Source organism: Mycoplasmopsis opalescens ATCC 27921 (assembly GCF_000712185.1).
Lineage (GTDB): Bacteria > Bacillota_I > Bacilli_A > Mycoplasmatales > Metamycoplasmataceae > Mycoplasmopsis > Mycoplasmopsis opalescens.
Window position 1 is genome coordinate 223,669 of sequence record NZ_KL544019.1, and the last position, 22,538, is coordinate 246,206.

At 29.0% G+C, this 22,538-nt stretch carries 16 protein-coding genes; 11 read left to right on the top strand and 5 right to left on the bottom strand.

Translation table 4 applies throughout. The features are described from left to right. Window positions 1-10 precede the first annotated feature (10 nt). The 5 genes from T385_RS0102765 to T385_RS0102785 all read left to right on the top strand — a co-directional run bounded on the left by T385_RS0102765 (window position 11) and on the right by T385_RS0102785 (window position 3,998). A complete protein-coding gene (locus T385_RS0102765) occupies window positions 11-1,099 on the top strand; it encodes a DnaJ C-terminal domain-containing protein (RefSeq protein ID WP_036450785.1) in 1,089 nt (362 codons plus the stop codon). An 8-nt stretch (window positions 1,100-1,107) separates the two neighbouring features. After that, window positions 1,108-1,563, top strand: coding sequence for a hypothetical protein (locus T385_RS0102770; protein WP_029906319.1), 456 nt, complete (start codon window positions 1,108-1,110; stop codon window positions 1,561-1,563). Between the two features lie 74 nt (window positions 1,564-1,637). Continuing rightward, window positions 1,638-2,318, top strand: coding sequence for a (d)CMP kinase (cmk, locus tag T385_RS0102775; protein ID WP_029906320.1), 681 nt, complete (start codon window positions 1,638-1,640; stop codon window positions 2,316-2,318). Continuing rightward, window positions 2,311-3,618 carry a ribosome biogenesis GTPase Der gene (gene der / locus T385_RS0102780; RefSeq protein ID WP_029906321.1) on the top strand — a complete coding sequence of 436 codons (1,308 nt, stop codon included), beginning with the start codon at window positions 2,311-2,313 and terminating at the stop codon, window positions 3,616-3,618. The genes cmk and der overlap by 8 nt, the downstream gene beginning before the upstream one ends. 104 nt (window positions 3,619-3,722) lie before the next feature. Continuing rightward, the gene (locus T385_RS0102785) at window positions 3,723-3,998 is read left to right on the top strand and encodes an HU family DNA-binding protein (protein WP_029906322.1); all 276 of its coding nucleotides are present in this window, start codon (window positions 3,723-3,725) and stop codon (window positions 3,996-3,998) included. 46 nt (window positions 3,999-4,044) lie between these two features. Here the strand turns inward: T385_RS0102785 and T385_RS0102790 are convergent, their stop codons facing one another. Then, a complete protein-coding gene (locus T385_RS0102790; protein ID WP_029906323.1) occupies window positions 4,045-5,139 on the bottom strand; it encodes a restriction endonuclease subunit S in 1,095 nt (364 codons plus the stop codon). A 26-nt stretch (window positions 5,140-5,165) separates the two neighbouring features. Next, window positions 5,166-7,196, bottom strand: a complete 2,031-nt coding sequence (locus T385_RS0102795; RefSeq protein ID WP_029906324.1) for an HsdM family class I SAM-dependent methyltransferase — start codon at window positions 7,194-7,196, stop codon at window positions 5,166-5,168. 457 nt (window positions 7,197-7,653) lie between these two features. Here T385_RS0102795 and T385_RS0102800 point away from each other — a divergent pair, with 457 nt between their 5' ends. After that, window positions 7,654-8,547, top strand: a complete 894-nt coding sequence (locus T385_RS0102800) for a Fic family protein (protein ID WP_029906325.1) — start codon at window positions 7,654-7,656, stop codon at window positions 8,545-8,547. A 125-nt stretch (window positions 8,548-8,672) separates the two neighbouring features. Here T385_RS0102800 and rlmD read toward each other — a convergent pair whose 3' ends face one another. Continuing rightward, window positions 8,673-9,998: a 23S rRNA (uracil(1939)-C(5))-methyltransferase RlmD gene (gene rlmD / locus T385_RS0102805; protein ID WP_029906330.1), complete on the bottom strand. Its 1,326-nt coding sequence runs from the start codon at window positions 9,996-9,998 to the stop codon at window positions 8,673-8,675. 303 nt (window positions 9,999-10,301) lie between these two features. Next, window positions 10,302-15,974, bottom strand: coding sequence for a lipoprotein 17-related variable surface protein (locus tag T385_RS0102810; RefSeq protein ID WP_029906333.1), 5,673 nt, complete (start codon window positions 15,972-15,974; stop codon window positions 10,302-10,304). A gap of 301 nt (window positions 15,975-16,275) precedes the next feature. Here T385_RS0102810 and rpsP point away from each other — a divergent pair, with 301 nt between their 5' ends. From rpsP to T385_RS0102830, 4 genes are all read left to right on the top strand, one after another. Further along, on the top strand, window positions 16,276-16,542 hold the full coding sequence (rpsP, locus tag T385_RS0102815; RefSeq protein ID WP_029906335.1) for a 30S ribosomal protein S16: 267 nt from the start codon (window positions 16,276-16,278) through the stop codon (window positions 16,540-16,542). A 6-nt stretch (window positions 16,543-16,548) separates the two neighbouring features. Then, a complete protein-coding gene (gene trmD / locus T385_RS0102820; protein ID WP_029906337.1) occupies window positions 16,549-17,250 on the top strand; it encodes a tRNA (guanosine(37)-N1)-methyltransferase TrmD in 702 nt (233 codons plus the stop codon). Then, window positions 17,243-17,599 carry a 50S ribosomal protein L19 gene (gene rplS / locus T385_RS0102825; RefSeq protein ID WP_029906339.1) on the top strand — a complete coding sequence of 119 codons (357 nt, stop codon included), beginning with the start codon at window positions 17,243-17,245 and terminating at the stop codon, window positions 17,597-17,599. Before trmD ends, rplS begins: the two co-directional genes overlap by 8 nt. Before the next feature lie 200 nt (window positions 17,600-17,799). Beyond that, window positions 17,800-19,059 (top strand): ATP-binding protein, encoded by a 1,260-nt coding sequence (locus T385_RS0102830; protein WP_029906341.1) that lies wholly within the window; start codon window positions 17,800-17,802, stop codon window positions 19,057-19,059. A gap of 90 nt (window positions 19,060-19,149) precedes the next feature. Here T385_RS0102830 and T385_RS0102835 read toward each other — a convergent pair whose 3' ends face one another. Further along, a complete protein-coding gene (locus T385_RS0102835) occupies window positions 19,150-19,992 on the bottom strand; it encodes a hypothetical protein (RefSeq protein ID WP_029906342.1) in 843 nt (280 codons plus the stop codon). 327 nt (window positions 19,993-20,319) lie between these two features. On the opposite strand from T385_RS0102835, the gene T385_RS0102840 reads away from it, so the two are divergent. After that, a complete protein-coding gene (locus T385_RS0102840) occupies window positions 20,320-22,473 on the top strand; it encodes a helix-hairpin-helix domain-containing protein (RefSeq protein WP_029906343.1) in 2,154 nt (717 codons plus the stop codon). Window positions 22,474-22,538: the final 65 nt, after the last annotated feature.

Consider the following 22,538-nt stretch of genomic DNA (forward strand, 5'->3'; position numbering starts at 1 on the left):
TTAAGATATTATGAAGAAAGATTTTTATGAAATTTTAGGTGTAAGCAAAGATGCAACAGACGCAGAAATTAAAGCCGCCTACCGAAAATTAGCTATGGAATACCACCCTGATAAATTGAAGGATGGAAGTAGCGACAAAAAAATGCAAGAACTAAATGAAGCTTATGAAGTTTTAAGAGATAAAACTAAGCGTGAAAATTATGACCGCTATGGTAATCCAGACGGTCAACAAGGTTTTGATTTTGGTGGTGGAGCTGGTGACATTTTCAGCAATTTCTTTAGCGGTTTTTCAGGCTTCAGTGATCTTTTTGGCGGTTCATCAAGAACTAATAATACACCAACAAAAGGTCGTGACTACATGATGAATAAAGAAATATCTTTTATGGATTCAATCATGGGGCGCGAAATAACTGAAAAACTAACCAAGCATGAATTATGTGATCATTGTTCAGGATCGGGTGCAGAATCATTAAATGATATTAAAACTTGTTCAACATGTAATGGCAGGGGAAGTGTGAGACAAGTTGTAAAAACCCCTTTTGGTCAAATGGAAACATCAAGCGTCTGCTCAAAATGTTATGGACAAGGCAAGGAAATTACTAAAAAATGTTCAGTCTGCAAGGGTAAACAATACCTTAAAAAAGAAAAGAAAGTGACTTTTTCAATTCCTGAAGGAGTCGAATCAGGAGAAAGAAAAAAAATTCCCGGCTATGGTGAAAGAGGCGAAAATGGTGGCCCATCAGGTGATCTATATGTTCAATTCATCGTTAAAGAACATAAATATTATGTAAGAAAAGGTCTTAATCTTTATTTAGATTTACCAGTATCGTTTATTGATATTATGAGTTCTAAGGTAGTAAAAGTTCCTACTCCTTATGGAGAAGTATCATTTAAATTAAAACCAGAATATCAAAATGACCGGAGCTTAGTAATTCCAAATAAAGGTGTTAAAAAATCAGGTCGTCAAGGTGATTTGGTTATTACATTAAAAGTAAATATTCCCAATTTATCCCGTCTAGATAAGGAAAAAGTGTTATCTGTTTTTGAGAACATTCACGATTCAGTGAATGAAGATTTCACAAAAAATTTTAAAAATTAATATTTAGAATGAAAAAAAACAAAGCTAAATTCAAAGCCCCAATAGTTGACCAAAACTATAGTGAAATAGGCTTAAATGTAAGTTTAATCAATGCAGATAAAGAGCTAAAAGCAGACATAATAACCTTTCAACAGCTATTACCAGATTGTGATATATTTGATCAAGACGAATTAAAAAATATCATCTTAGAAAAGCCAAAATACATTAAAAATAAAAATAATCTTAGCAAAGAAAAATGGGATGAATACGAATCAAAAATCCAAATTAATAAACAAATTCATCAAGAAAGCCTAAAGTTAAATCCTTATCGTCATTTCTCATTTTCAGATAATAATTTTTCAGCCAAATTATCTAAGTACGAAGATGACCGTACAAAATTTATTGATAATGCTGAACTAGAATTAGATACAGATTCAGAAATTCAAAAAACTAAAGAAATCGTGATAAAAAAAGTTAATTTATAGCATATTAAGTATATTTAGTATTAAACTAAATATATTTTGGTATATTTATATAAATAGAATTTAAAGGAATAATCATGAAAATTAATATAGCTATCGACGGGCCATCAGGTGCAGGAAAATCTACAGTTTCACAAGAAATTGCAAAAAGAATTAATTACACATTTTTATCAAGTGGAAATGTTTATCGTGCTGTAGCACTTTATCTTTTAGAGCAAAATATTGATATCAATAATCAATTAGTCGTTGAAAAATATTTAGATAATTCAAAAATAAAATTAGAAATCAAATTTGACGAAAGCGTCTATATTACAGGTAAAAACGTCACAAATGAAATTAGAGAAGATAACGTTTCTAAAGCTGCTTCTTTAATTGCCAAATACCTTTGTGTCCGTAAATTTGTTAATGATTATTTACATGGTCTAACTAAAAATGATAAAGGCTTTATTATGGATGGTCGCGATACAACTTACCGTATTATGCCACATGCCGAATTAAAAATATATTTAACTGCTGTTGCTGAAGAAAGGGCACGCCGTAGAGTTTTACAAAATCAACAAATGGGCTATGAAACTGATTTTAATACCGTTTATGAAGCAGTTTTAGCTCGTGATGAACAAGATACAAATCGTGAACATGATGCCCTTAAAATTGTCGAAGATGCTATCGTTTTAGATTGCACAAATATTAATTTCGAAGAAGTAGTTGAACACATCATTAATTTAATAAAAACTAAAGAAAAGGAATTAAATGCGTAGAAATGTTGTCGCCATAATTGGTAAGCCAAACGTTGGAAAAAGTACTCTCTTTAACCGTTTGATTGGTAAAAGAAGCTCAATTACATATGATAGACCCGGTGTAACTCGAGATAGACTTTATGAGACATGTCATTGAAATGGCAAAGCCATTCAAATAATTGATACCGGCGGAATTGAAATCGAAAAAAAACAATTTCAAGAACAAATACGTACGCAAGCGACAATTGCAATTGAAGAAGCTAATGTAGTTATTTTTGTAATAGATGGCACCCAAGAAATTACTAATGATGACCAAATGATCTATAGCATGCTTTTAAAAAGCAAAAAACCAATTATTGTAGCAGCCAATAAAATGGATAACCCCGCTTTATTTAATTATTCATGATATTCACTTGGCGTTGATAATATTTACCAAATTTCAGCACAACATGGTAATGGTGTTGGAGACGTTTTAGATCAATGCTTAAAATATTTACAACTGGACGAAGATGATGAAAGCAAACACTTTAAACTCTCAATTATTGGCCGCCCAAACGCAGGCAAGAGCTCTCTTTTAAATGTTTTAGCTAAAGAAAATCGATCAATTGTTAGCGATATTGCTGGAACAACTCGCGATAGTGTTAAAACTTTAGTTACAATTGAAGACCAAGAATTTGAAATTATTGACACAGCAGGCATTACCCGTAAAAGTAAAATCGATGATGATGTTGAGAGGTTAGCTTTAATGCGCGCTATTTCATCACTTGATGATTCCAATTTATCTATAGTAATGATTGATTCAACACAAGAGCTTTCGCACTTTGATGCCAAAATTATTGGGTATGCTTTAGAAAATAATAAGCCAATCATTATTGCTGTTAATAAATGAGATTTAGTTGAAAAATCAACCAATACAATGCGTGATTACGAGAAAATACTAAGAAATCGCTTCCACTTTGTTCCTTGAGTACCTATTTGCTTCGTCTCAATTAAATACAATCAAAGAATTGACAAGCTTATTAAAACAATCCTGCAGGTTAAAGAAAATCTTACTCGTGATGTTAAGCCATCCGTTTTATCTAATTTAATCCATGAAACGCAATTAATCCAGCCCGCAGCACCATATAACGGTGGTAGATTAAATATTTATTTTGCCCGCAAAACAGATGATGAAATCCCGACATTTATCTTTTTTGTTAATAATAAAAAATATTTGCACTGATCTTATCAAAGGTTTTTGGAAAACCAAATTCGTATGGTTTTAGACTATACAGGATGCCCGATAAACTTAATTTTTAGAAATAGATCTGGTCTAGAATAAAAAACTATTTTATGCTTTTACTAAAAAGCCTATAAAATAGTTTTTTTAGTAAAAAAACCTATAAAATATAGTATTATTAAATTAGAAAAGAAATAAGGAGTATTATGACTAAAAAAGAATTAGTATCAGCATTAGCTGAAGATTTACAAGTTCCTGTTAGAGTGGCAGATCAATTTTTGGATCGTTTAACTTTCATCATCAAAGAACAATTAATCGCCGAAGAAAAGGTAAGAGTATGACCTTTAGGTATCTTCGAAACTACAGTTAAAAAAGGACGTGAAACACTTAACCCATTCACACGTGAAACTATGCATGTTCCAGAAAAAAGAGTTGTAAAGTTCTACCCTTCTAAGAAACTAAAAGAAGTTGTTAATTTCTAATAAGAGTTTAGTAATCAAAAAAACAGTTGCTTTTAATGCAACTATTTTATTTATTTCTTGTAACTTCTTTTGTGGCTTGAATTTTCTTATCTTTAAAATTCACTACTTCTTTGATAACTAGTTTTTGAATAGCTTTTATGAATGTTTCCATGAATTCAAAATCGATTTGGTTGTTTGTAGTTGGGAGGAGGATTGTAAAGGATTTTATCATATTGACATCTGAACCATTACCTCAACTTAAGTTGCACAACTCGTTTTGCAACATTGATACGATAAATTCACCTATTTTTTCGTTAAATATTGCAAATTTTGGATTTAGTACTTTAACTTTATTTCCCGTAAAATATGCGCTTTTTTGATAAAACACAATAAATGTGTCTTGGGCAAAAGATAATGTGTTGCCAGGATTTAAATATTTTTGATCTTCTTTAATATAGCCTCTTATACCGTTATCCAAAGTTTTACGAACAACATATGGGAAATTATTATCCTCTTTATTGTCTCAAATGTTAATATAATTGGCGTGAAATATTTTTTTAGAAGAATTCACTTCAAACAAATCACCAATTCTATACTCGCCTCATTCTATTTGTTGATTATTAAATCTATTTAAGACCTCTAGTTCTTTATTAGTTAATTCATAATTATTTAGATTGCTTACCGTCAGGTAAGCATCAAGTTCGCTTATGCGCTCCTCTTCAAGTTCGCTTATGAAGCTCTCCATAAATTCAAAATCGATTTGGTTGTTTTTAGTTGGGAGTTGGATTGTTTCTTCTTTTACTTTGTTTCAGCCTGATTTATTATTTCATTGATATTTAGAAAAAACCTTATTTAATAAGGAAATTATAAATGAATGCACTTTATCAATTGCTACACTAGAATCTTTAAATTTGAAAGCATAGCTATCTTGTAAAACTGTAAACTCATAAGGTTGATAGAATACTTTACCAAATCCATTTGCCGTAGCAGTAAAAACATTTTTTAGAATTGTTGCATTTTCTCTCGAAATATATTTACCTATTTGATTATTTGACCAAACAGCTGTAGTTGCTGGTAAATCACCATTTTTATTCTTTATAACATTATTGGTTTTTATTTTTTCAAACAAATCAGCAATTCTATACTCACCTCACTGAACCATTTGAAGTTTTTCATTCAGTGAGGCATCTATTTTTTTAAGTTTTCACTCTCCTTATCACTGTTTTTTAAAATATTTGATACTTCTCAGGCCAAATAGTCAGCAACTGTTTTTTTAAAATCTTCTAATTTTGGATTAGTATCAACTTCCATATGTTGTTCAAAATTTCAATCCTTGCCAGAGGTGTTAATAAAATCTTCAATATAAATTTTGTCAATATTTCAAAGATTTTTATTAATTTTTGCGTTTTTTCCAGCTTTATATATTTTAATTAAATCTGAATATCTTGTTGCTGGACTATCAATTTCATATAATCCTCTTTTTGTCCTTTTATATCCATCATTTCTAAAATCGATAAACTTAACCGGTTTATCATAGTCATGGGGTGTTCCTGCTTCCAAAACGTATATACTTGTTTGAACACCTGCCATTGGAAGAAATAAATCCACAGGCATTTTTATGCTCGCTAGTAAAGTATTATTTTTTAAAATTTCTTTATTGGTCGATTCAGCTTTTCCGCTACCGGCACTATCTTGAATAATTATTGCCGCAAGACCTCCTTTATTCATTTTTGATAGACCAAATTTTAAAAAGGGCATACCATTTTCAGAGTATGAAAATGGTGGATTTAAAAGCAATCTATCAGGCTTAAAGCTTAAATATAATGAGTCAAGAGTCTTAAAAGTATCATTTTTAATGATACTACTTGAACCATCACCCCTTAAAATCATATTTGTGGTAGCTAAGGTATACATCACAGCATTAAGTTCAACGCCTAAAAGCTGATCTTTTTTAATTTCTTTTATTTTTTTAATAGCATCAGTTGAATCTCTACCTAAAGTTTTTTCTGCATCATCGATCATTGTTTCCATTGAACTTATCAAAAATCCAGCAGAACCTGCAGCTAAGTCCATTACTCTTGAATCTTTATTCACATTTAAAATTTCAGTCATAATTTTAGTGATGTAAGGAGGAGTAAGAACAATTCCTAAATCTTTACCATCTCCTAATGCATGTTCTAAAAATTCAGAATACATCTCACCCACAATGTCTAGGTGCCCAGCCATGGCATCAATAGACTTATAAATTTTCTCAAAAATATATGTAAAAATTTGTTTGTTGACGCTAGATTTCATTTTTAGGAATTTAGCAACTGACTTATGGAGTTCTAGAGGTTCATCTCTTTGTTCATCTTTTGCTATTTCATTAAAAGATTCAAGCATTAACTTCATTTTTTCATCATTTATTTGCTTCTTCTTTAAATATTCCTTGATGTGATTTTTGATTAAAACACCATCTCTGCTAGTATCGGTTTCTGACCCTTCAAGTTGAGATGGTGTGAGTCCTCTCCCTCCGGCAATGACTGCTCCACTTTCATCTAAAATATCTTGCATTGATAGAAGCATTCCAGACACATAAATAACTCTTTCATTTGCCGTAATATTATGATCATGCATCAATTTATTTAAATCTTTTGCATATTTTTTTAAAACTTTTCTGCTCGTAATTAATATATTATGTTTTTCTTCTTCGTTTAAAACACAATCACTATAAAAATGGTCGAAAGTTTTTTCATTCTCTAAAAAGTTTACATTTGTGTAGCTTTCCATTTTTTTTATCGATTGAAATGATGAGCCAAAAACATAATAAACATCAAAAGCCGCGTTTTCTTTATTATCCCCAGCAACGCCAATAGCCACAGCCTCTTTATATTTTCCACTTGCAATTAACTGAATTGCATAATATATTGCACCATTTGACGCATAATTACTGATCGATTTTTCATCCTCTTTTATAGATTCATTATTTTTAGCAATTAATTTTTTTAAGCCTAATTTATTTTCAAATACTACTGGAATTTTATATTTTTCAATATGAAGATCAGGTCTCCCGAAATTCTTTTTACTTTTTGTTTTTGACGAACCTTTCAAAGCTTCTTTCATATGGTCAGACATAGCTGATTCCACATTAAAATCATCATTTTTTCTTAAGCCTAATTGAATTAATCTATCTTTAACATAGTCATTTACATCATCTTCTAGCGTCCACTTTTTATTCATTTTTACTCCTAATTTTGCTTATTTAAAATTATATCATTATTGAACACATACTATATCTATAATATATTCATTATACATAAATGTCTATAAAATATTGATGACAATATTCTTTATTTTTAATATGAAATGGAGTTTTTGCTTATATCATTTAGCAGATTAAAAGAGATTAGCTATTTGCTCTAGCATTAATAAATGGAGAAAAATTTTGGTAAATTTATTAAAATGGATGAAAAACAATTCACACTTGTTTGTCTCATCCATTTTTTGTAAGTTTCTGAAAAATTAGATAAATTCTATTAAAGTAAATTTCTCAATCAGAGTACCAAACTATATTATTACTCGAATGAAGCATCATGTACTAACCTATCATTATTCCGCTAAACACGAAATATTATTCCCTTTACATTAATATTATTCCTATAAAATGATAGAATAAGAAAGAAGGAAAAAATAATTTATGTATATTACAGTGAAAAAAGCAGCTGAAAAATGGGGTATATCTGATAGAAGGGTGAGAATATTATGTTCAGAAGGCAAAATTCCTGGTGCTTTTCAAGAAGGAAAAGCTTGAAAAATACCTTGCGATGCAACAAAACCCACAGATAGAAGATACAAAACTAGTGAATCACTCATCCCGATTATAGAGAATAAATTAGCAATTTTCAAGAGTAGAAGACCTTTAACACAAGGCGAACTAGAAAGATTAACTAATGATTTTTTGACAGAATATACCTATAACTCAAATGCAATAGAAGGCAATACCTTAACATTACGAGAGACAGACTTAGTATTAAAAGGCCTTACTATCAACCAAAAAACATTAAAAGAGCATTTGGAGGTTATCGGACACAAAGAAGCCTTTGATTATGTAAAAAAGCTTGTAAATGAAAATTCTGAAATCTCTGAAAAAGTAATAAAGGATATTCACTTTTTAGTCCTTGCCGATAAGAAAGAGGATAGAGGCATATATAGAAGAGTCCCTGTTAAAATAATGGGAGCAGCATATGAACCTGTACAGCCATATTTGATTATTTCCAAAATGGAAGAGCTTCTGGAAGAATATAAAAAGAGCAAGGAGGATATCATAACAAAGCTTGCTCGTTTTCATATTGAATTTGAAAAAATACATCCATTCATAGATGGAAACGGGAGAACTGGTAGATTGCTTGTTAACTTGGAACTAATGAAGGCTGGCTACCCACCAATAGATATAAAGTTTACTGATCGATTGAAATATTACGAAGCTTTTGATGAATATCATTTAAACCATAATATATCTGCAATGTCCAATATGTTTGCTAAATATTTGAATCAAAAATTAGATTTGTATTTGTCTATTTTGGATAAGTAAAAATGGCATAAAAAAGAAAAAACCCTTTTTTATGCCATTTTTACTTATTTTATTTAATTAAACTAATTAAACTAAAAAAACTATCGCTTTTATTATTTTAATAATAACATCTTAACTGGTAATTTTTACTCTTTTATTTTGCTTAATACAACCAAAGTCTCCACATGATGAGTTTGTGGAAACATATCAAAAGGTTGAACAAAATCGATTCGATAATTATTTTCGGTTATCTTTTGTAAATCTCTCACTAAAGTACGGACATTGCAACTTAAATAAATGATTTTTTCAGGTTTTTTACTCAAAACAAACTTTAAAAATCTATCACTTAGCCCCGCTCTCGGTGGATCAAGCACGATATAATCAAAATCTATATCATGCTTTAATATAACTCTGTCAACATCACCAACATAAAAAGTTGCATTGCGCAAGCAACTAATTTTTGCATTTTCTTTGGCATACATAATTGCTTCTTGGCTTAACTCAATGCCATAGACTTTTTTAAATTTAGACGATAATGTTAACCCAATTACTCCCATACCACAATAGGCATCTACTAAGGTTTTTGTGGTAGCACATTCAATATTATCATTAATAAAATTTAAAATTTTATTAGCTTGTTGGTGGTTAATTTGATTAAATGATTCGAGCCCATAGTTAAAGTATAAATTACGATATTTGCTACATAAAAAAGACTTTTTTAAGATAAAGTTATGATCATATAATGCATTTTTTTGGCCTTTAACCGAGACTTTTAGCATCACTAAATCCGGAAAAGCTTGTTCGATTGCTTCGATAAAATCTTGCTCGACCTTAAACATTTTTTTAATTTCAAAATGTAAAAATAAGTTATTGTTTACATCTGAATGCCTAATTGTAACTGAAATTAAATTATGCTTATTAGAAACAAAAGATTCATAATTGTTGATATTAGTTTGTAAAAATTTCAATAAATTGTTGATATTAGGGTGCGCTAAATAATAATCGTCAATTTCTTTGACATCATGGCTATTTAAGCTAACTACACCAAGCTTAATTAATTCGTTAGAAACAGTGAAAAATAATTGTACTTTGTTACGGTAGTATTTTTGCTTTTCTGAGCCAATTATAGGGTTAATGGTATTATATGATAAGTTCCTGGCAAATAATTCTTCAACTATTTTTTGCTTAAAAGCTAGTTGGTCAGCATAAGATAAATTAGCTAGCGGAGCCTGACCATTATTTAATAAAACGTCATTCTCTTTGACTCTATTTTGAACATAATTATGATACTTAATTACTTTTGCTAGAGCAAATTGACTATTAGCTTTGATTATTTGAATATCCGCTTCTTCTTCAGGTAATAAATTAACTACAAAAATCTTGTAGTTATCTTTTTGAACTACGCCTAGCCCTTCATATGATAAATCTATGGCTTTTTGATTATTAATTATCATTCCTTCATCAAAGTTCATATAAATATTATACTTTTTGTATTTTTTTTGGTTAGCAAATTAATAAATAAAAACTAGACTTTTCATTTCTAGGAGAGATTTTGTCTAGTTTTATTATGATTGATTAGCAAATATACAAAAGTAAATAAAGACCACGCATAGCTTTATTTAATTAATACAAGAAGGGAGCTATATACTCAAGAAATGAGACTTTCTATCTCATAATCATTCACCTTGGGAATGCATCAGATATATATTAACATAGATTTTTAGCCAAGCAAAGAAAAAACCGCATTTTTTGCGGTTTTTTTCTAAATAAGGGATTTAGTTAACATTGTTTGCAATAATTACTTTAAACATTTCATCTTTAAAGCCCACTACATAGAAAGTAAAGTAAAGCTCTTTTGAGTCAGCATCATAAACAACACCTAAACCTTTTGGTTTTTGTCCTTTGTTTTTATTAGTCATAACATTTACGCCCTTAGTTCCTTTAGAAACTAAATCCTTGTGAGGTGTTACACCTTGAACTGGATTGTGACTTTCGTGTTCAACTTTTCCATCTTTCATTTTGTAGGTTTTCTCTTTAACTATTTTTTCGCCTAATTTATCTGGTGTAACAGAGTTTTCTTTAAATTTCGCAATATCTTTAGCAGCCAGATCTTTATCAATAACAACTAATTTTTCCATTTTAGCTAAAACATAAATTTTTTCGTTTGTTACTTCTTCATCTTTAAAGCCATCAATATCAAAAGTTTTTTCTATTGATTTTGAAGGATCTTCTTTAAGCTTAATTAAATAAGTTACTCTTAATGATTTGTTGTCATTTTGCTCAAGCTTTTTAAATTCATATTCTAGTTTTGCATCATCTGAGTTTTTAATTTCTACAGCATCTTTAATCGTTTCTTCGCTAAAGGCCTTGCTGCTTACTTTAGTTTTGAGATCTTTAAGATTTTCTTTTAAATCTATAGTAACGTTTTTACCAATTTCATTTACATCAACATTAACTGTTTTAAAGCCGGTGATTACAAATTCTTTGCTTTCACTTTTGTTGTCTTTAGTTAAAGTTAATAAAATTGTAATCTCACCTTTAGTATTATTGGTTTTATCTGTTAAAATTTCAATTTTATGAGTAAAACCATTATCTTTAATTACTTCTGGAGTTAATTTAACTTTAGCTATATCGGTTGCATCTTTAGCTTCGATTGCGTCTTTGCCTTCGTAATCTGCAGAGGTAACTTTGTCTAATTCAGCACGAATATCTGAGGATTTAAACCCTGTGATTTTATCTTCATATTCTTTCGAAATTACTTCTAAATCATCTTTTTTGTACACAAATACTAATTTAACTTCTAAAGCACTTTCAACTTCATTTTTAGTAAAGCTTTTCACTTTTACAGTTACATTTTCTGGTAAATTGGTGATTTTATCAACTTTTATTTTATCTTTTTCCGCTTCTTGAATTGTTGTGGTAGCTTTATTATCATAATCTACTTTATTTTTGTATTCGCTTTCTCATTTTGAGTCAATTAGAGCATTTAATCTTGCTTGATTTATAAAGGTGAACTCTTGTTTTTCGCTAGTTAGTACTATTGGGTCAACTACTCCGTTATGTACTTTTAATGAAAATTCTAATCAGTATACAGTTTTATTGGCTTCTTGTTTTCTGTGGAGTTTGACGGCGTTTTGTATTGGCTTACCTTCTTTATTTTTAGCAGAAGTATTGGTGTTTTTTGCTATAGTAACTTCTTCACCATTTTCGCTTAAAGTAAATAATTTAGTTCCAACATTCTTCTTACTGATAAAGTTATAAATAAAACCATCTTTAAAATTGAATCTTACATCAGCCACATCCGATTCTCATTTTAATTTATTAATAGCTTGTTCGGCTGCGTCATTTTGAATTAATTTATATTTTTTAAATAATTCTCTTTGTTTAACAATTACATTTTCATCTGATTCAGCAACTTGAACAACAACATTCATTTCTTTACGGTTGTATTCTTTATTTTCATGCTTAAATTTCACAACAAATTTTAATGTTCTTTGGCCTTTTTTAATTTCTTCTGTTGTTGCTTGATCATTAACTAGAGTTGTTTCACCTTCAATTGAATAGCCTTGTTTTAAGCCGTTTTCAACACTTCAAGTTGCATTTTTAACTAATTCAGCAGTAAGCATTTCTGCAGTTATTTTTTCTAAGTCAATTGCTTCACTTTGACTATCTTTTTTAATTGTTACCGTTCATTCTGCATTCGATAATTCATCTAAGTAAGCTTGACCAGGTTTAGCTCAACCTTTAATTATTATTTCTTTAGTTGTGCTAGTTAAAGTTTCATCGCTTGTAGCACCAGATTCTCTTTGTGTAACTTGAAGTTTAATGGTTATTTTAGTTGTGGTGTGTTCCATGTCACTTTCGTCTAATTCAACTTTATCTACAACTAATTTAATATTTTCTTCTAGTCCTTCTAAAGTAAATTTAGCTTTATCAATATCAATAAATGAAGTTTTTGATTTATCCCCGTCATAGCTTATTTTAGCTTCTTCGATTGCACTGGCTTTTGCGTTTAATTCGTCTTGACTTATCACTGTTGGCATTGGGAGTTCAACTTCTTGAATTTTAGTGTCAATTTTATCGCTAGTTGCTAATTTAAATTTAAGAGTTAATTTTCCAGCCGCCTTTTGTAAGGTAACTTGGTTATGTTTATTGCTATTAGATAAATCAGCTTTAGTTGTTGTTGGTTCTACCAAAATAGTGTCGCTTATTGGTGCATCTAATTTTGCTAAAATTACTATAGGAGCGGCATCTTGGCTAGCTTGTGTTGAAACTGGTTGAACATATGAAAGTTGTCCAGTATTTGGTTCGTATGATAGTGTGGTGTTTGAGTTATCAGCTAATTTAGCTAAAAAATCTTTAGCTTCTTTACTGTTATAACCTTTAGCAAACTGTGTTTTAAAAGTTTCACGTCTATTTATGATTTTTTCAACATCACTAGGTTCAAAGCCTTCAATTTTTGTTTCAACATCCATTACAAATGAATTAGCTTCATCAACTTTATAAGATAATTGATAAATAACTTTTCTAAAACCGCCTTCGATTTCTTCTTTTGTAGCTTTTTCACTAGCAAATTTTAATGAACCATCAACCAATTGAACCTTTTCACTTAAACTTTGATTTTCTTTGACTTTTACCTTCACATTAGCTAAGTTTTCAGCAGTTAAATCATCAGCAGAAATTAATTCACCATTAACTTTTAATGCATTATCTTTGGTCGCTGGGTCAATTTCAATATTTTGTTTATCTTGATCAACTTTAGCTTTTTCTTCTGATGATAAGTCGTCATAACGTGTAGCTAAATCAGGTACCGCTACTTCAACAACGAATTCTTCTTTATCAATGATAGATTTATCAATATCTGCTAAATTAAATTTTAAGTAAAATACTTTTTCACCTTCTGTATAGGTAAATTGGACAAAATTAAATACTTCAGGTTTTGTTAAATCGTTCACTTCTGGAGATAAAAATACTATTTTGTCATTAAGTTTTTTATTGAATTTAGCTATAACAACTTTTTTATCGCCTTCGTTAACAAAAACTTCTTGACTTTCATAATTGTAAGCAACACTTGAGCCAGAAGCTAATGAACGAATAGTTTCTTTAACTTCAATTGTTTTTTCATTGGTAGCTTCTAGAGTATCGGCTTCAACTTTGGCATCATATAAAGTTTTTGAATATTTAGCAAAGCCAGTTACTGTGATTTCATATTCTTTTTCTTTTTGTGTTGCTTTGTTTTTTAATTTATAAACTAAAACTTTTTCACCATTAGTAAATTCAGCTTCTGTGGTGTCTGTATTTTTAATTTTCAATGAATCTTTAACAATTTCAACATCTGCATCTACTTTGTCAGGCTCTGTAAACTCAATTGTTAAATCTTTAAGGTCATCTTCGCTAAAATCACCAGAATTTTTGCCTTCAAGTGTATTAACTAAAGGTTTAACCAACTTAGATGCATCATCCATTTCAAATTCAGATTCAACATTAGGCATATCTAAAGTTCATTTAAATTCTGTTGTTGAAATAATTTTTGCTTCTGTGTGTTGTAGGTACCCTACTAATGTGAATTGCTTACTTGATTTATCAAAACTGTATGCTAATTTATTTAATTTAGTTTTGTCACTTTCAACTTGTGATGAAGCTACAAAATCAAGTTTTTCATCAATAATTTCATATTTGGCAATTACTGCTTCTTTGTTTTCGTCGCCTTCTTTGTATGTTAATTTAATTTCGCCTGTTTTTTTATCATAAACAACATCAGTTGCTTCTGATTTTTTAATTGCTTTTTTAACTTCTGCGGTTTTTTGAACAGCTGGATTTTTATCTTTTAAAGAAGTTAAAGCTTGCTCTAAAATTGGAGAATATTTGCTTAGGCCTGTTAAGCGAATAGTATAAATTTCTTTTTCCCCGTCTTTGCTTAACTCATATTGCAATAATCTAGTACCTGTTAAATTTTCTTCTTCAGTTGCTTCTTTATTAACTAATTTTAAAGAGTTTTCTGTTACCAAAATACCTGTAGCGGCGCCACTTTGGTTATCAATTTCAGCTTTAATTTTGCTTACAATTTCTTCTGTTATGTCGCTAGCTTTTTTACTTGTAATATCAGGCACTAAGCTAGTATTAAGTTTAACCAATTTAGAAGCTTTGTCTAATTCTTCATTAGTTTGAATTGTTGGAACTTTAACTTCCAAAGCAATAACTTCACTGATTAAGACAGGATCTTTTAATGCAACTTTAAATTCTAATTTGAATTTGGCTTTATCATTTTCTAAAGTGAATTTAGCTTTATTAACTTTAGTTGCATCTGTTAAATCAGTTGCATCGTCGCTTAAAACAACAAATTTATCACTAATAGGATCAATTTTAGCAATAACTTGTTTAGCTCCAGCAAATTCAGCAATAAATTCACCTTTTGAAGGTTCAAATTCGACATAATCGCCTGTACTCAAGGAGTTAATAGCTCTTTTAACATTTTTGTCATCTTCATTTGTTGCAGCAGCTTTTTTTAGATTTTCAACTAAAACATTAAAATCTTTTGAAGTCTTCTTAAGTCCTTCTATTTTTACATTCGTATAAGTTTTGGTAGAATTATCTAATTTTAAGGTGTATTTTAAGATTCTTTCACCTTTAATGCATTCTTCTTCAGTTGGTTCAGGATTAGCGAATTCAAGTGAATTACTTACAATTTCAACTTTATCACTAACTGTATTTGGTTGAAATTCAATAGTTACTTTTTTAAGATGTTCAGGTGTTAAATCAGTTGCACTTAAGGAATTTAAATTTTCAATTTCGCTGTAGCTAAGCATAATTTGCTGTGAAGCACGATCAAAAACTGTATCTAAACTAACTTTAGAATCTGCAACTTCAACTAATTTTTCAGCTTTATTTGTTTTGTAGTTTTTGTCCGTAACAATAACTTTTACATATTCAGTTAAAAATCCATCCTTAATAACCGATTGAATAGTTTTATCTTCAGTTACTTCAACAAATTCATTACTTGCTAAATTACCTTTTTCTATTGTAATAGAGCCGTTTTGGTCTTTTTTGGCTCCTTTGACTTTTGCTAATTCTGTATCAAAATATGCTTTAGAAATTTTTAATTCGCTAATAGTAAATTCTTTTCATTCGCCTTGAACACTATCTTTTTTTAGTGTGTATCTAACCTTGCGTTCATTGGGTTTTGTTACGTCAATTAATTCTTTCACCAATTCATACTTTTTATCTTTAATTGATTGTTCATTAGCACCAAAACTAACTTTAATATTGCTTAATGATACTTGATCAGGACTAATTTGAGATTTGTCTCCGTTAAAAGTTACACTTGCAGCATTAAGATATTCTGCAATTTCATTTTTTATTTGTCCTTCATCTGTTTTAGAACATCCCACAGCAGGTAATACTACTATACCTGCAAGCGGAGTTAAAAACAATAATTTACTTTTTTTCATATTGTCTCCTTTTTTATAAAGCAATTTTATAATATTAATAATTTAATAATTATTTTTGGCGAATAATTTACCAAAATACATATAAAACAATTATTTTGGTAAAATATTAATAAAAATTATTAGGCAAAGTGTATAGCACTTTTAATATTTTTTAACTTAATTTTTCATAATTATTATTAGCTTTTTATTTCTTGAAAATTAAAAAATATTTATTTTTCTATAATAAAAAGAATTATATAATTATTCAGTTGCTGTCAAGCACTTTTACTTGACAGGCAAGTTAAATAATTAGGAGGTTTAAATGGTAAAAATTAGATTAAAACGTCAAGGAAGTAAATTTAATGCTTGCTACAAAATTGTAGCAGCTGATTCAAGAGCTCCACGTGACGGCCGTTTCATTGAAGCATTAGGACAATACAACCCACACACTAAATCATTCGTTTTAGACGAAGCTAAAACACAAAAATGAATCGAAAACGGTGCACAATTAACACAAGTTGTTAGTGACTTATTTAGAAAACATTCACTTAATGCAAAATTTTTAGCAAACAAACAAGCTAAAAAATAATTAGCTATGAAAATAAACTTTTTAACACTTTTTCCACGGTACTACGAGCCTTTTAGTAATGAATCTATTATTAAAAGAGCAATCGAAAAAAAACTTGTCGAAATTGAAGTTATCGATTTTCGAAACTTTTCATTAAATAAGCACCATAAAGTTGATGATGAAATTTTTGGTGGTGGTCATGGCTTATTATTGCAAGTTGAACCAATTGATTTAGCGCTAATTGATTTAGAAAAAAGAAGCAATAAAGAAGCTACAAAACTAAAAGTTTTAGTTTCGCCACAAGGAAAAGTATTTAATCAACAAATGGCTAATGAATGAGCAAAAAATTACCAGGAAATTACTTTTATTTCAGGTCGCTACGAAGGATTCGATGAACGTGTTGTCGAATTAGTAGATTGTGAAGTATCAATCGGTGATTTTGTTTTAACCGGGGGCGAATTACCATCAATGGTAATGGCTGATAGCGTAATTCGGTTAGTTCCAGGTGTAATAAATCAATTAAGTCATGAGCTCGATAGTTTTCAAGGTAATGGTTTATTAGATTATCCTCAATATACTAGACCAAGAAATTATAAAGGTATGGTTGTTCCAGACGTCTTATTTAATGGAGACCATAAAGCGATTGAAAAGTGAAAAAAAGAAGCACAAATAGCAAAAACAAAGAAAAATCGACCAGATTTACTTGAAAGGATGCCTAAAAATGATTAATAAATTAATTCAAGCAGTTGAAAATAACCAATTACGTAAAGACCACCCATCATTCCGTGTTGGTGACAACGTTAAAGTGCATGTTAGAATTCGTGAAGGTGGAAAAGAAAGAATTCAGATTTTTGAAGGTTTAGTTATTTCTAAAAAAGAAAGTGGAACCCGTGAAACTTTTACAGTTCGTAAAATTTCATTCGGTGTTGGTGTTGAACGTGTTTTCCCACTTCACTCACCAGTTATTGCTTCAATCGAAGTTGTTCGTTCAAACAAAGTTAGACGTGCAAAATTAAACTACATTCGTGAAAGAAGTGGTAAATCAGCTCGTTTAAAAGAAATCAAAAGAACAAAATAATCCTTGTTATTTAACTTAATAATAGCCTACACAAGGCTATTTTTATTTTTTTAAGCCATAAAATCAAAATAAAAAACCATTGAAAAATAAGTCCAAAACTAGCAATAATTTTCAATGGGATTGCATAAAATTAATATTTTAGTATAATATAATTGAAAATTAAGTCCAAAACTAGCAATAATTTTCAACGGGAGGATAAAATGATTATTAAAAGAGATGTGTATTTAAAAAAAATAATAAGCAAAATGAATAACGGATTAGTTAAAATCATAACTGGTATCAGAAGATGTGGAAAATCATTTTTATTAAATAACATATTTTACAGCTATCTAATCTCCATAGGAATAGACAAAAGTCATATTATTCAACTTTCAATGGATAAATTTGAAAATGAGGATTTATTGGATGCAAAAGCTCTTTATCATCATATACTTAACCAAATTAAAGATGAAAATCAATATTATATTTTTATAGATGAAATACAAGAAGTTAAGGATTTTTTTAAAACATTAAACAGCTTAATGCAATATAAAAATATTGATCTATATGTAACTGGCTCTAATTCAAAAATGTTATCAAATGATATCGCAACGGAATTTAGAGGTCGCGGTGATCAAATTCACCTGTACCCGCTTAGTTTTAGTGAATTTTATAGTGCTTTTGAAGGGGTGGATTTTGATATTGCATTTGATAGATTTATTACTTATGGTAGTTTGCCATTTATAACTAAAATTGAAGATACAGAAAGTAAAATAGATTATTTAAAAAATCTCTCTAAAGAGGTTTATTTGAAAGACATAGAATCCAGATATCAGATTAAAAATAAAAATGCTTTAACAGAAATTTTAAATTATATTTCTTCAAATATTGGATCTTTAACAAGTCCTTTAAAGTTGGCTAATTATTTTAAATCAAATCGTATTGAAGACATATCTAGAAACACAGTTGAAAATTATTTATTAGCTTTAGAAGATTCTTTTTTAATATATAAAAGTACTAGATATGATATTAAAGGCAAAAAATATATTGCTTCACCTTATAAATATTATTTTTGTGATATGGGATTAAGAAATGAAAGAATTAATTTTAGACAAATTGAACCCACTCACATTATGGAAAACATAATTTATAATGAGCTCAAGGTTCGAGGTTATCAAATCGATGTCGGAGTTGTAGAAATAAATGAAAAAAACCAAAATAACACCTATAGCAAAAAAAATATAGAAATAGATTTTGTGGCTAATAGGGGCAATAATAAGATCTATATCCAATCAGCTTTTTCTTTATGAGATCCAGAAAAAATCAGCCAAGAAAAAAGGCCATTGAACAAAGTCAATGATTCATTTAAAAAAGTCATCATTGTTAGAGATAATATTGAGCTCAAAAGAGATGAAAATGGCATAATTATAGTTGGTTTAAAGAGCTTTTTAGTTAATGAAAATATTTTAGAAGTCTTATAATTATTTCAATTTTAAAATGCAAATCAAGAAAATATAAAAGTCGTTCTTGATTTGCATTTTAAATAAATATTAATGATTAATTAAAAAGAATTATTTTATTTCTTTTGTTTCTTTTTTATCTTTCTTTACTTTGCTATTAGCTAATTTAGTTTTAAAAGAATTTCATACAATGGGTGCAGTTTTATAAAATCTTTGTTCTTTGGGTAAAAATAATTCTGCAATTAACCCGGCTAAGAAAATTATTGGTGCTACCAATAAGGACATCATAGGTCCAATTAATCAAGGAACTTCTTCTACTGGTGATTCAAGAATAAATAAAACTGATGTGGTAAATACCAATTTATATTTATATTCAGAAATTTTAAATAATCCTATTAGCATCAAACCAATAATCATTAAGCAAGCTGATCCGGCTAACCATGACAAAACATTTGAAACTCTTAATTTTACAAATTTTCCAACATATAAATACAAGCATCCAATTAATAAAAATGTATGCGAAAACATTGATTTGTAAGTGTCATAAGATTCTTTTTTTGCTTCAGAAGCCAAAATATAAAATGTTGGGTAAAATGTTGCGACTAATGTCCCAAATATTCCCCCTCAAGCAGTAAAGATTGCAAAATGCCTTCAAAAGAAGGTATTTTTATTTTTAATTAAAGCTAAAATAGCTATAAATAAGCTAAAAAAGTTACAAGGCCAATAAGGCACAATTTGCGTATAATAACCAATTATTCCTTCTTTATCAATATAATTAGTGAAAAGGTCATAATACATTTGCGATAAATGTATTAATAATGAACCAAGCCCAAAAAATAATAAAAATCAATTTCTTCATTTATCCTTTTTAATAAAGTATCCCCCGGCTAAAATTCCTATTGTGCTAGTAAGGGAAAAAACAATATACATAATATGTAATTTATCAAAAAGCATATTTCCTCTCTCAATATTCTAGATTTTACCAATTCATATGTGTATTAAAATATTTTAAATTATATTATGAATTGCTTTTTTTAGACATTCATTTATTAATGGATGATTGAAATTATAAAAATTTAGTTTTTGTATTATTTTTACTTAAAACTATACTTTTATGTTTTTTGATATTAGACAAAAACAATTCATAAATAAAACTATTTTTTAATAAAAACAAGTCTTTAGAATGTATTTTTAGTTAGAAAAATTGCTTTAATTTTTACACAAAAATTTCTATAAATTTTTATTTTAGTAAAATATATAAATACCAAAAAAGGAGAAAAAATGTCTATAGCAATCGATCTAGTTGCCAAAAAATTAAATATTAATAACCAGCAAGTTATAACAGTTTTAAATTTGCTTAATGAAGGCTCAACTGTGCCTTTTATTGCACGATATCGTCAAGGTCAAACGGGTGGATTAAATGAAGAAATAATCCAAGAAATTGGGAAATTGTTTGATTATGAAACCGAATTAATTGAACGTAAAGAATACGTTATTTCTGTTTTAAAAGATAAGGGATTATTAAATCCTGAAATTGAAAATAAAATTAATCAAGCACAAACTAAGGCAGAAGTTGAAAATATTTATGAACCATTTAAAGTTGGTAAAAAAACTAAAGCAAGCGAAGCGATTGCTTTAGGTTTAGAACCATTAGCATTAGCTATTATGAATAGCACCGATGAAAAATTTAATCCATACCATGAAGCTGATAAATACGTTGATGGCGATAAAATTATCAACCGTGAATTTGCAATTACACAAGCCCAATTTATTATTGCTCAAATCATTTCACAAGATATTACAACCAGACAATATGTTAAAGACTATATCTATAATCGCGGCTTTATTGTAACTAAAATTAAGAAAAATGCCGAAGATGAAAAAGAAGTTTTTGCTCAATATTATGATTTTCAAGAAAGAGCAAATCGCATCCCAAACCACCGTGTTTTAGCTATTTCACGTGGCGAAGATAAAAAAATTCTTTCATATTCTTTTGCCTACGAAACCAAAACAATTCTTTACAACTTAAACAATAAATATTTCAAGATACCTCGCACAGGAAAAATAATTCAAGCTTCGTTAATCGATGCGCTAGATAGACTAATTTACCCTTCAATCGAAAGAGAAATTAAGGCAGATTTATTTGCAAGAGCTGAAAAAGAAGCCATAATTCTTTTTGGCGAAAGCTTAGAAAATATGCTTTTATGACCCGCAGTTAGGGATAAATGGATTTTAGCCATTGACCCAGCTTATGTGAATGGATGCAAGGTTGCTATTCTTGATCCACAAGGCAGTTTTAAAGAAAAAGACATTATTTTTCCAAATGCACCATTAAACAAAAAAGCGGAAGCTGCAGGCATTTTAGCAAAATTATGCGATAAATATCCTATCGATATTATCGTTATAGGTAATGGTACAGCTTCACGTGAGACTGAGGAATTTATCGCAAAATTTTTAGAATTGCGTCGTAAAATTAATAAAAATATTAATACGCAATACGCAATTGTAAGCGAAATTGGTGCCTCTGTTTATTCAGCTTCAAAAATCGCAATTGAAGAATTCCCATCACTTAGCGTTGAAGAAAGATCAGCCATAAATATTGGTCGTCGATTCCAAGATCCACTTAATGAACTAATTAAAATTGATCCTAAAGCCATTGGAGTTGGTCAATATCAACATGATGTTGACCAAAAAGAACTAAGTAAAAATTTAGAATTCAAAGTAAATAAAGTTGTTAATATGGTTGGTGTTGATCTTAACTCTGCCACAAAAACAATTTTGACTTTTATTTCAGGTTTAAGCAATAAATTAGCTGGAAACATAATTGCTTATCGTGAAGAACAAGGCAAATTTAGTGACCGCAATCAGCTTAAACAAGTTAAAGGTTTAGGAGCTAAAGCCTTTGAGCAGTCAGTAGGTTTTTTAAGAATTCATGATTCAAAAATCTTTTTTGATCGTACATCAATTCACCCTGAAAGTTACCAATTAGCCTATGAGCTAGTGAAATTAATTGATTTAGACTTAGAAAATATTGATAAAGAATTATTAAAAAAACAAGATGTAAAACATCTTGCTAAAGAATTAAATTCAAATACTTATGATATTCAATTAATTATTGATTCTTTATTAAATCCAACTAAAGATATTAGGGATGGTAAAGATGGTTATATCCTTAAAAAAGACATTTTAAAAATCGAAGACCTAAAACCTGAAATGATTTTGGAAGGTAGTGTTTTAAACATCACAGATTTTGGTGCTTTTATTTATATCGGGCTTAAGGAAGCGGCTTTAGTCCATATTTCAAATATGAAAAAAGACAAAAACCACTTTATTAAGCACCCTTCTGAAGTTTTAAAGGTTGGCGATAATGTTAAAATTCAAATCATTGATATCGACTTAAAAAGGTCAAGAATTCAAGCTAAACTGATTTATTAAAATAAAAAAATTAACTGCAAACAGTTATTTTTTTTATTTATATTTAGAATTTAAATTAATTAATT